This window comes from Sulfuricurvum sp. MLSB (assembly GCF_000747095.1).
GTDB lineage: Bacteria > Campylobacterota > Campylobacteria > Campylobacterales > Sulfurimonadaceae > Sulfuricurvum.
Map to the genome: position 1 here is coordinate 1 of NZ_JQGL01000009.1, position 12,091 is coordinate 12,091.

8 protein-coding genes are annotated in these 12,091 nt (G+C 47.1%); 1 reads left to right on the top strand and 7 read right to left on the bottom strand.

The window, feature by feature from the left end; translation table 11 throughout:
• Positions 1–99: 99 nt before the first annotated feature.
• The 7 genes from JU82_RS00825 to mqnE all read right to left on the bottom strand — a co-directional run bounded on the left by JU82_RS00825 (position 100) and on the right by mqnE (position 10,727).
• Positions 100–729, bottom strand: coding sequence for a type II secretion system protein (locus JU82_RS00825; RefSeq protein ID WP_037945616.1), 630 nt, complete (start codon positions 727–729; stop codon positions 100–102).
• A gap of 115 nt (positions 730–844) precedes the next feature.
• Positions 845–2,662 carry a citrate/2-methylcitrate synthase gene (locus JU82_RS00830; protein WP_037945617.1) on the bottom strand — a complete coding sequence of 606 codons (1,818 nt, stop codon included), beginning with the start codon at positions 2,660–2,662 and terminating at the stop codon, positions 845–847.
• 10 nt (positions 2,663–2,672) lie between these two features.
• Positions 2,673–3,989 (bottom strand): ATP citrate lyase citrate-binding domain-containing protein, encoded by a 1,317-nt coding sequence (locus JU82_RS00835; protein WP_037945618.1) that lies wholly within the window; start codon positions 3,987–3,989, stop codon positions 2,673–2,675.
• 90 nt (positions 3,990–4,079) lie between these two features.
• Complete coding sequence (locus tag JU82_RS00840) at positions 4,080–5,267, bottom strand: membrane protein (protein ID WP_037945619.1); 1,188 nt, start codon at positions 5,265–5,267, stop codon at positions 4,080–4,082.
• Positions 5,264–5,833 (bottom strand): aminodeoxychorismate/anthranilate synthase component II, encoded by a 570-nt coding sequence (locus tag JU82_RS00845; RefSeq protein ID WP_037945620.1) that lies wholly within the window; start codon positions 5,831–5,833, stop codon positions 5,264–5,266. Before JU82_RS00845 ends, JU82_RS00840 begins: the two co-directional genes overlap by 4 nt.
• 70 nt (positions 5,834–5,903) lie before the next feature.
• Positions 5,904–9,566: an ATP-binding protein gene (locus tag JU82_RS11530; protein WP_294891946.1), complete on the bottom strand. Its 3,663-nt coding sequence runs from the start codon at positions 9,564–9,566 to the stop codon at positions 5,904–5,906.
• 96 nt (positions 9,567–9,662) lie between these two features.
• On the bottom strand, positions 9,663–10,727 hold the full coding sequence (gene mqnE, locus JU82_RS00860; protein ID WP_037945622.1) for an aminofutalosine synthase MqnE: 1,065 nt from the start codon (positions 10,725–10,727) through the stop codon (positions 9,663–9,665).
• 91 nt (positions 10,728–10,818) lie between these two features.
• Here mqnE and JU82_RS00865 point away from each other — a divergent pair.
• A partial coding sequence (locus JU82_RS00865) for a DUF294 nucleotidyltransferase-like domain-containing protein (RefSeq protein WP_037945623.1) occupies positions 10,819–12,091 on the top strand: 1,273 nt, incomplete at its 3' end.

The window sequence follows — 12,091 nt, forward strand, 5'->3', positions numbered from 1 at the left end:
GACGGGAATTATAGGGGAAAAAATAGACTATGTCAAGAGGTATTCAAAAGAATTTGCAAAAAAATACAAATTGCGAAAAAAATTCTCTTTTTCTATATATTATGGATAGGAGACGGAGACATAACCTGTGTCAGCTCTGACAGTGATGATGGCCCTTTGCCCTGTGTTGTCCCTCAAGGTAAGATTACAATCGTTCACCATACGATACTGCGTCGGTGTTCCCGCATTGCTCACGCCACTGTACGGACGGCCGAGATGATCGAATGCGAATACCCCTTCGTTTACAGTAACGAGACTGCCGTCCGCAGTGAAACAGCTTTGTTCAACTCCCAAAGTTGTCCCCAAAATGCCGTATGAAGTACTCAGGTTGCCGACATCCCAACGATCAAAACCGTTCATCCGTTCACCTGAAAGCGGATCAATCGCGATTTCGGCATTATCCGCATTACGCTGCGTATTCACCGAATCGGAAAATATGACATATCCGTTTTCACTCATGAGTCTTCTAAAGCGTATTTGCCATTTTTCGCGATACCATGTCGCATCGGTCGGATCGTATTTATCATCCGTCATAGCCAGATGCTGCGTATAACGGATATGAGCAGCAACCTGTTCTCCCGCCTGCTGGATCGGCGTATAACTCGTATTAGGAATCGAGAGTGCCGCCAAAATTCCGATGACAATAATGACAAACACCAGTTCGAGCATCGTAAAAGCATAACGTTTCATAAAGAGTACCTTGGAAAAACAAAAATCACCGATTGATGATTATAGCCAAAGAGTGAAGGGAAAAAAAGAGTGTTGAGGACAGATTCCCGCGAATACGGGAATCCGATAAGCATAGTTAGATTTCGTCGGCCAGTTCGACGTTGTAAAGAATATCGTCTGTCGGATGACGATACATCGGCATACCGAGACGTTTTTCGTCGAGGATGTGACCGATGAATCCGATAGAGCGGCCGACGACGAAAAATGCGTTCAACGCACCCGCATCGATGAAACCGTCGATCTCTTCTTCGCTGTATCCGAGGGCACGCCACATATCGACCATCAAGATACCGATCGTTCCGTCAACGTTAAGGATCAGGTTGTCTTTTTTCGACGTAGTCAGTTTTTCGACCTCAAGAGCGAAATCAAGCAACGGAGTTGCCGGGAAGTGCTCGGCCGCGTATTTTTTCAGACCCGATACACGAAGGTCAGGATTACGGACCGATTTGATACGGTGACCGATACCGGAGATCGTTTTACCCTCTTTTTTCATATAATCAATGAACTCAGCCGGGCTCATACCGCGGTCGTTTGCGTATTTAAAATATTTAGCCGCGTCATCGATCGCTCCGCCGAAACGAGGTCCGATGGTCAAAAGACCCGTTACCAATGAGCTGATAACGTCTTTGCCGGCACGTGCTGTAACTTTTGCGTTGTGCGCACCCGATACGGCAGGACCGTGATCGGCAACGGTTTTGATAACCGTCTCAAGATAATCGGTCGCCCATTTCGGATACCGTTTTTTGAACCAAAGGAGTGAAATAACATCACCGATTCCAAAACCGGTTTCAGGTGTTGCCACCGAGCTGATCGGATAACCCGCATACGTCGCTTCGTCACCGCGGTCATCCGAGATCGTACAAATAAACTCTTTTTTACGACGTACTTTCGGAACCGTTTTGAGTTCCGGCTCGGCGATCTCGCCGATCACACCCTCAGCGCGAAGTTTGCCATAGACTTCGGCGATTTTGGCCGGAAGGTCATTGAAACTCGAAGGAACATAGATGCCTGCTGCGGCCATCGCTTCATTTTTCGCTGCTGCCGTTTCAGCATCCGCATTTGCCGAAGCACCTGCGTGACCGAACTGAACACCCGAACTGAAGTGTTTCGCGATCGTACCGATACACCACGCGATGATCGGTTTTTTGATTTTGCCCGATTTAACGGCTTCGATCACTTTGTACTCTTCCGTACCCCCTACTTCACCGAGAAGAACCATGTATTTAACTTCTGGGTTTCTTTCCATACGAAGAAGGTTGTCGATGAATACCGATCCTACGAAACGGTCACCGCCGATTGCAACACCCTCAGCAATACCGTCCGCATTGATAGAGATGATGTTGGAAAGTTCATTGAACAAACCGCCTGAGCGAGTGACAAGTCCGCATGAACCGGCACGGTGCAATTTAGAGTTGATGATGTTTTCAATCGTACCGCCGACGTTGGCGATTTTGAACGCACCCGGAGCGATACCGCCGACCGTAGCCGGTCCGATAACGACCACACCCGCATCACGAGCCGCCTGATTCATTTTACGCGCAAGACGCTCAGGGATCCCCTCAGCGGTAACCATAACGGTTTTGAATTGCCCTTTGATTGCAATCGCTTCCATCGTAACGTCATATGCCGTACGGAAAGAAGCAAAGTTCAATAGAACATCTGCATTCGGGAAAGCTGCGGCGGCTTCGACAGTATTGCGAAATACCGGAACCATCACTTCATCAGGACCGTAGAAAAACTTCTCGAATTTGTTTCCTGAAGTTGGGGCAACAATTGCCGCAACAGAAGGTTTTGCACGGTTAATGACGTAGTCATAATCCAACATACGTTGGATAGCGCTTGCGTTGTTGTTCCAAAAAATCGCTTGTGTATCTTTGGTAAATAAAGCACCCATAATTATCTCCTTATTTTTCCAGCGCCATGCGCACGATGTCGGTCACGTGAGTTTCAGGCCCGTACACTTCGATGTAAAGACCCAAACGGTCTGCCGCTTCTTTAATATCTTTAAGACCTTTTTCGTAGTTCGGTCCGCCACGGCGTACATAGATACGCGTGTTGTGTTCTTTCATGCGCTCTGCATAGGTTTCAAACGATTGGATAATACCGGTGAAGGTCTTCGCAACGTCGGTGAAGTTGGCGATAGCACCGCCGATGATAAGAATTTTGTCACGCCCTTTAGGGTCTTTGTGACGCGTCATCAGATCAAGAACCGTATCCGCATAAAATTTTGTTTCGCCCGTTGTCGGCCCGCCTGAATACTCACCGTAGTTGGCAAGATCAGAAACATTTCCGGAAAGATCGGCAATCGTATCGGCATAAACGACCGATGCTCCACCGCCCGCAACCATCGTCCAGATACGTCCCATCGGGTTAAGAACGGTCAACTTCAAAGAAGCCCCCGATTTGGAGTCCGCTTCAGCGATCGCTTTTTCTTCGGGAGACTGATCTTCCATACCGAAGGCCGTCGGGAATTCCGCACCGCACCATGCATCGCCCATCATGAAACCGGCCGTGTCATCCAGACGGGCTACGAGGTCAAGAATGTGCATGTCGTTACCGATCATAACGATCGGATTGATTTCGAGGTAAGCAAAATTCAAATCGCGGTAAAATTTATAGAACTGCTCAGCGAATGTGATGAAACGCTCTTTGTTTTCCGCAGGAATTCCGGCAGGAACGTTTGCACGGATTAAATGTTCGATGTTTGCATCGTCCATAGTAATGGGGATCGTCACTTCATTGACTTTTTCTTCCCATCCTTCTTCAACTTCCATACCGCCTTCGGCAGATAGATAAAGAACGTCGTCTTCACCGACGGTTGTTGCAGAGATATAGTATTCTTGATCCTGACTGTGAGGAGTGAACGGCTCAATAATAAAATGGGTCAATGTCCCTTTTTGTCCGGAGAGAAGAATGGTTTCGTGTGAAATTTTTTCATCGATCCATTTAGCTGCTTCTTCAAGTGTAACGTCACCCGGTTTATTGGTTTTGAACAATACTAGATTGTTTTTACCGCGCTTACCAAACAACATGTCGGGTTTAGCGACGAGAGGTTCTTGTTTAAGCCATTCAAAACCATGTTCCTGTGCTTTTGCACGGAGTTCATCACCGCTGGTTACCAATACTGATTTGAAACCGTAGTGAAAACCGCTGAAGTATTTTTCCCAGTGTTTAGAGAAAATTGCTTTACCGTCGTATTCACGAATCGCTCTTTGAGCCATTGCAACTCCTTCGAAAATCTATTTAACAGACATTATATCACCAGGGAGTCTATTTCATCAGCAGGAAACCGATTTTTCAGAGGGCTAAAGCTAGTTTTTGTTTATTTTAGTAACATATCCAACAAACACGGGTGTATTTATGTAACTTATTGTAACTTTTTTTCCTTCAGAGGTATACCCGTCCGTAAGCTGATACGAATCACACTGCGTTATTCCGTAAAAACGCAGACGCAGCTGTAACTTCTCTTCACTTGTGTTGATACACCGGATACGTTCTTCTTTCAAAGTATGCGCAAGCTCTTTGGCCACGTGCATCGGATAAGCAAAATGACGGGCCGGATTTTGCAGCAGAGGATAGATCCACTGGTTGAAGAAAACGACCAATGCGTTTAGTACCAATAACAAAAAGGCGGTATAAAAAAGGATACGGTAGCGCCCCCTGAATTCTCTCAGACGAACGCGATAGGTTTTAAAAAAGGTTTGTGCCGCCAGCGGCAACGCAAGGAGCAAGAAAGGGGCAAACGTCTGGACATCCACTTTTTGGCGAAACGACAAAAACAGTGAAATCAAAAACGCCGTAATGGCGATCATCCAGATCAAATCCCGTTCTTTGGCAATCAGACGACGATACAGGACATAAAACAGATAGATGAAAACGATCGGTGAAAAAATGGCCGAATAAACTCCGAGCAAATCGAGGAAACGGCTCTCGGGAGATCCGCCGATCTCGATACCGTAAAAGTAAAGCGAAGCCCCTAGCGTCAATATACCCGCCACAATCCAACGAAGTTTTCTGTGGTAAATACCGTACAAAGTAATCGCGATAAACAAATACACAAACGCCGGATCGATCCATACCAGCAGCGGAAGCACTCCGATAGCATAGATACCGTAGCGCAGATAGACATATCCGAATAGAAAGAGCGTTGCGATCATCAAACCCGCATTGTCTACGACCAGTGCCGAGCTGATGACACCCGGAAGAAGCGTATAAATCAAAACGACCCACAGCCGATCCTGATCGCGGGTAACGTAATACTTGGACATAGCGTACAACAAAATGACAGACGACAGATGAAGCAGTATCATCGGTATCCGTAGGGCATAGTCGTTTTGGCCGAATAATGAAAAAGAAAGATTTAAAAGCAGTTGCAATGCGGATGGATCGCCATAAACGATCCGGGCTTCGTGATAGCCGATCGAGAGTCCCCGAATTTGCAGCAGAAGAAGGATAAAATCGATTCCGATCAGCGTTGCAAAAAGGACTTTGACTCTCATAATTTCAGAAAATTATCGATGATTTCGTGCCCGTACTCGCTCATAATCGATTCAGGATGAAACTGGACTCCGTAAATAGGTTTGTCTTTGATCTCAAGCGCCATGATTTCATGGTCATCTTCACTGTAAGCGGTCGGAATAATCACGTCCGGCAGATTTTCCTGCTCGACGATCAAAGAATGGTAACGGGTAGCCGTGAATATCTCGGGCAATTTGTTAAAAATAGGAGTTTCACCGGAACGGACCATTTTAGAGGTTTTGCCGTGCATCATCCGTTTGGCCCGAACCACATCTGCTCCGAATGCCTGCGCAATACTCTGATGTCCCAAACAGATTCCAAGAATCGGTACTTTGTCGGCGAAATGTTTGATCACGTCCAATGTCACGCCCGCATCATCCGGCGTTGCCGGGCCCGGGGAAATAATGATTTTCTCCGGCTTCAGCGCTTCGATTTCTTCAACACTCATTTCATCATTACGGATAATTTTCAGATCAGCACCAAGTTCCAGACAATACTGGACGATGTTATAGGTGAAGCTGTCGTAATTATCGATCATTAAAATCATCATTATTCCTAGAGAGGGCAATCATTAATAAAAAATTTTACCCATAAATCGCTTATATCCGTATTTGAATTCAGCTGCCTTGATGCAGCGAACGTATCCTTTCGAAATCAGCCCGCATCCGTGATACAATCATAGCATAGTCAAGCGGCGTATTATCGTGTGAACTGTTTTCGAGCCGGGATGCCAAATCCCGGATAACGCCCAAATGAAGATTCGCCGCCGCACCTTTGATTGCATGGGCCTGCGCTTCTATCTCTTTAAGATTCTCCTCCGTGACAGCCTGTTCCAAGGATGCAAGGCGTGCGGTCAAACTGGAGCAGAAAGCATCGAAGAGTCTCACGATAATTTCTTTGGGAAGTTTGAGAAATTCAAGGGCTCCTGCGTATATATCTTCTTCCTTAATAGATTCAGAAGTTTGTATCTCCTGCTCAATTGAAGATTCACCCAAAAAACGTTCAAGCATACGAATCAACTCGTCCGTATCCAGCGGTTTGGTCAGATGTTCATTCATCCCCGCGGTCATAAAACGTTCCCTGTCACCGGTGAGCGCATTGGCCGTCAATGCAATGATCGGTAGTTCTTGATTCTCCGTTCGGATAAGACGTGTTGCTTCCAGACCGTCCATGCCGGGCATATTCACATCCATGAATACCATGTCGTATCGGTTCAGGCGGACTTTTTCAACTGCCTCTTTGCCGTTTTCGGCAAAATCAGGATCAATACCGTGAATCTTGAGCAGTGCGTCGATCAGTATCCGGTTCACATCGTAATCTTCGGCAACAAGTACCCGTTTGCCGTGCCACTGTTTCTGTGCCGGGCTTCCTACCGAAGCGGGATGCATCCCCCGCACATTGGCGGCTAAAAGTGCATTGTAGAGTTTTGAAGGGCAGCTTTCATAATCCTCAATAACCTGGACATTTTCGGGATACCGCCGTTCAGCCTTCCCGATAAGAATAATCTGTCTCACCTGCTGCGGCAAATCCGCCAGTACACGTTGAACGCCGTCGTCTTCAAAAGCGATCAGCAGATCGCACTGCCGATCCATCCGCGCGACCGCTTCAAGTACTTTCTCATCGCACCGCGTGTACTCGATTCCAAACGATTCCAACTGACTTACAACATGAGAATAATGTGGTGACGCGGAATGCATGACGCCGATTTTGCTATTTTCAAGGTTCATCGCCAAAACTGATCCCGGATCGCATTCCATGACAGTGATTTCAAACCAAAAACGGCTTCCCTGCCCTTTTTCACTTTCGACTTTCAACTCTCCGCCAAACAGCGAGACCAGTTTTGAACTGATGCTCAGCCCCAACCCGGTTCCTCCGAACTGGCGCGTCGTCGAGCTGTCTTCCTGAATGAACGGCGAAAAAATGCTCTGAAGTTTCTCCGGTGCAATCCCGATCCCCGAATCGGTGACGCTGAAACAGAGTTTATCAGGCTTTTGCTGCGCATCGATACGCTCAACCGCGACTTCGATTTTTCCTCCTGTCGGAGTGAATTTCAAAGCATTAGAGATCAGATTACCCATGACTTGCTTGATCCGCAAACTGTCAAGCCCAATACATTCACTGATATGGCTGTCCAGCTTCACCCTGTAGTCAATCCCTTTTTCCTGCGCTATCGACGCATACAGCGAAAAAGCCATCTCAAATTCGATAAAAGGGTTGACAAGCACTTTTTCAAGTTCCAGATGACCGCTTTCAATCTTGGAAAGGTCGAGAATATCGTTGATGATTCCCAGAAGGGTTTTGCTCTGTTCGGAAATAATCTTTGCCTGACGACGATGTTCTTCTGCCAAACCCGCCTTTTCAAGCAAGTTTGCGAAGCCCATGATTCCGTTTAGAGGGGTACGGATCTCGTGACTCATATTGGCTAAAAATTCCATTTTAGCCGCTTCGCTCCGCTGAGCCTGGAACCGCAGCTGTTCTTCTCGTTGAAGGGTTTCGTCCAGCTCGGTGATGTCATGATAGGAGAAAATGATATATTCTCCTTCATTCAGGGTAATCAGAGCATACTCGACCGCCAGAATCCGCTCTTTGCCTTGTTTGTCCCGGATCAGAACCTTGCGATGCTCTTCCGAGCTTGACGCAAGCTGGACTAGAAATTCCGCAAACGTCGGTGCCGAAAGATATCCTTTGCGTGTTATAAACATCTCGCAAATACAATGATGCCGGGCAAGAAAACTGTCCACATCGGAAAAATCGAAATAGTCGAAGAAACGGCGGTTAACCATTTCGATTCCCCCTTCTCTGCCCGTAAAAACGACAATACTTTTTTGGTGCTGGAAAATCGTATCGAAACGGCGCTTTTCGTCTTCGAGTTTTTTGGCCGCTTCCACCAGCTCGGTGACATCTTCTCTCAAACCGATGTATTCGACAACTTCACCGTTTTCATCCACGAGAGGGTAAATCGTGCTTTTGACGTAATATGCTTCTCCCTCTTTCGTACGATTTTTCAGTTCACCACGCCATATTTTGCCGTCTTTTATCGTTCTCCATAGCTCTTTAAAAAGAGAAGCCGGAGTGTCCGGATGACGGATGATATTATGGGATTTTCCCAACAGCTCTTTTTCAGTGTACCCGCTCACTTGAGCAAAGCGGTCATTCACGTACGTAATAATTCCCTTCGGATCGGTGCGGGAGACGATCATCGTTTTTTCGATAGCGTCGCGGTATTGTTCCAAAAAAACCGTTGAACGCTGATAGCGGTAAATGTACCACATCAGTAATGCTGACAAGACGGCAATACTCAGCCAGAGCAAGACAAATTCACGTATCCGCTCCTCAAAAAAGGTGTGATTGTCGGTTAACTCGACCATATAAGCAACGTGTTTGCCGCCGAATTCATACACAGGCTTGAGAATCAGGAGCGAATATTCACCGTTATTGGAGAGTTTGACTCCTTGAAGGATACCCTGCGCAAGCGCTTTGTGAATGATCGTCTGATTAGCTGCGATCAGCGATACGATCTCCCCTTTGTCAAATCCTCTGGCATCACGCAACAAGGCGCTCTCGCGATCTTCCAGATAATTGCCGCCCAAAGACGATTGTGAATAATGCCGATACATATCTTCGTTACGCGCTTTAGCTTCCTGAACGCTCCGTTTGATCAAAAACGTATACGCCCCTTGTTTTTGCTGCAAAGCCTGTTTTTTCAGCGATAAAAACGGATACGCGATTTCAACCGTTCCGACAAACGCTTTCCGATCAAAGAGCGGGTAAACGGTACGGAACCCGTCGAAAAGTTTTCCCGTTTCAAACGCAAAGGTTTTTTGCTTCTCATTTTGGGCATGAACAATCAACGGTCTGGCTTTCGCCAACAAATCGCCGAATTTGTCGGGTTCGTGTACCCGTAAAAACGCGATTGAACCCGGCAAATGGAAGAATAAAAGACGGACATCGTATTCTTGAAGCGTCGAAAAAATTTTACCGGTCTGCCCCATCAAATCACGGCGCAATCTCTCCTGCGTGTCAGGGTCCGCATCGATCGCACGCTTCATAATCGCCGCGATTTCAGGAGAGTCCAAAAAGAGCCGATGGTAATTATCGATCATTTTTTGCTGCATCGATTGATAGCTTTCGATCCGTTGATCGAACTCGCGTACATTGCTCTCGATGTAATTATTGGTCAATGTCTGATGCCGACTGCTCAGCACTAGCGTTACAACGCCCATGATAAGGATATAAATCATGAGATACGCGTATAACCGCCGCTTGAATACATTCAACATAATTATTACCTTTTTTAGGTTCGTTGGATAGATTTTACTCCGCTTTGACTAAATTCAAAGCTGGAGCGTTCCGCTCTTCCTCGAATACGATAAAGGTCACCACGCTTTAATGACATTGTAAACGCTGTCGCGTTCGATGGGCTCAAACCCGCTATTTTTAATCAGCCCGACAAACTCTTCAAGATTGATGCCGTACGCGCTTTTAGCTCCGGCCGCCGAGTTGATCGACTCGCGCTCGATCGTACCGTCAAGATCATTTGCACCGAATTCTTGTGCCACCAGAGCAAGATTGACGGTAGACGTAACCCAATAGGCTTTGAGGTTGGAGACGTTGTCCAGAAGGATGCGGCTGATCGCATAGGTTTTAAGGATTTCATGCGCCGTGATGGGTTCTTTAACGTTAAGATAATTATTCTCAGTCTGATACACAAGAGGGATAAAGCAGTTGAATCCGCCCGTCACGTCCTGCAAATCACGTATCCGTAAGATATGATCGATTCGGTGCCGCCGTTCTTCTACATGGCCGAACAGCATCGTCACATTGGATTTCATCCCGCGTTCGTGCCATTTACGATGGATTTCCAGCCATTGTGCCGACGTTACTTTTCCTTTACAGATATAGTCGCGCACTTTTTCATCGAAAATCTCGGCCCCGCCGCCGGGCATCGAATCGACACCGTTGGCGATCATCAAATCGATAATCTCATCGTAGCTTTTGCCGTACTCTTCGGCTAAAAAATGGACTTCTGCCGCCGTCAGCGCTTTAATGTGCAGCTGCGGGTGGCGTGCTTTAATCTTGCGAAAGACGTCCAAGTACCACTCCAATCCGGTATCCGGGTTGTGTGCCGAGACGATATGAACTTCACGGATACCGCGTGCGACAATATCATCGGTGATGGACAGAATCTCGTCATGACTCAACGTATAGGGATTGGGATTTTTACGACTCGCGCTGTACGCGCAGAATTTGCAGACGTCTTTGCAGATATTGGTAGGATTGATATGGCGGTTGATATTGAAAAACGTCCGCTTGCCGTGCAGCGCCTTGCGCCGTTCGTCGGCAAGCTTGCCCAGAGTAAACAAATCCAGATCGTACAGCGCCAACCCCTCATCGAAGCTCAGCCGCTCATGCCGTTTTACTTTATCAATCAGTTCCGTCATCGTATTCTTCTATGTGATTATTTTTCGCGCATTATAGCGAAAGAAAAACGACAATTATCGGGTACAATAATTTAAAAAAAAGCGTACCACCATGAGCATTACCGAACAAATTGAAGACCTCATCGACAAGAACGCAAGCGATTTTGAAATATCGAAGCTTTTCAAATCCCATATCAACGACTATAAAAACTCCCTAGGCGAACTTTTCGAACGCAATCAGGGGAAAGATTTCCTCGTTATCCATACCAAAACCCTCGACTCGATCATCAGCCTAATGTACAAAACAATCCTGCGGCGTCTTTTCGGAAACTATCTCCCGATGCGGAGCAACATTCCCATTGTCTTCATCGCCCTTGGAAGCTACGGACGCGAACAGCTGTGCGTTCACAGTGATATCGATTTGATGATCGTATATGAAAAAAATGACGGGTACAACACCGCCGCGATCATCGAAAAATTTCTCTATCTGGCCTGGGACGCGGGGCTGAAACTGGGGCATCGGGTCCATGAGGTCAGCGATTTGCTGGGAGCATCGCGAGAAGACATCACGATCAAAACCGCCATGATGGAATCGCGCCTTATCATCGGCTCGCCGTTTACCTGGAGCGCCGTACAAACCCGTCTCACCGCAATACGTCACGATAATCCCAAAGCGTTCATCCTTGCCAAAATACAAGAAGCTGAAACCCGCCGAAAAAAATTCCCCTCCTCAATGCAACCTCATATCAAAGAAGGGGTCGGTGGTCTGCGTGATTCGCAGCTTCTGTACTGGATTGCCAAAACGCTTTACGGCGTCACCACTCTTAAAGAACTCTCCGGAACGCTTTTCAGCGAAGATCAATACCGTGAATACCGTATCGCTTTGGAATTGCTCTTCCGTGTTCGCAGCGCACTGCACCTCCTCAGCGGCAAGCAACAAGACCAGCTGGTGCTCGACTATATGCCCCGCATCGCTCAAATGCTCGGATTTTCCGATGAACGGCGGCTGGTTACCAAGCTTCTCGAAGCGCAATGGCGGATCAACAATTTCACCCGCATCTACGTCAAAAAAATGTCCCGCCCCTATTTGCATGAGAAAACTCAAATATCACGGCTGCGGCAGGGAAGAATCCGGCAGGGATTTTATGCGGCGGAAGGTGTTTTATATGCCTCGTACCGTCTACCGACTCCTTCGATCAATGCCCTGCTCGAAATGCTTGCCGGTCTTGAAGACCGCTCGTGGGAATTTGATTCAAGCGTTCTGTTTCATTTTACCTACACGACGATCACGCATCCCCTTCGGGCTAAAACCTATGCTCTGCTTCACAAACTCTTCGAACGCAACCATTTGTACGTCATCTTGAAACTCTTCTATGACGCGGGCA

Coding starts and splice junctions, on each gene's coding strand:
- JU82_RS00840 (WP_037945619.1), bottom strand. CDS start 5,267: ATGAGAGTCAAAGTCCTTTTTGCAACGCTGATCGGAATCGATTTTATC.
- JU82_RS00835 (WP_037945618.1), bottom strand. CDS start 3,989: ATGGCTCAAAGAGCGATTCGTGAATACGACGGTAAAGCAATTTTCTCT.
- JU82_RS00845 (WP_037945620.1), bottom strand. CDS start 5,833: ATGATTTTAATGATCGATAATTACGACAGCTTCACCTATAACATCGTC.
- JU82_RS00825 (WP_037945616.1), bottom strand. CDS start 729: ATGAAACGTTATGCTTTTACGATGCTCGAACTGGTGTTTGTCATTATT.
- mqnE (WP_037945622.1), bottom strand. CDS start 10,727: ATGACGGAACTGATTGATAAAGTAAAACGGCATGAGCGGCTGAGCTTC.
- JU82_RS00830 (WP_037945617.1), bottom strand. CDS start 2,662: ATGGGTGCTTTATTTACCAAAGATACACAAGCGATTTTTTGGAACAAC.
- JU82_RS11530 (WP_294891946.1), bottom strand. CDS start 9,566: ATGTTGAATGTATTCAAGCGGCGGTTATACGCGTATCTCATGATTTAT.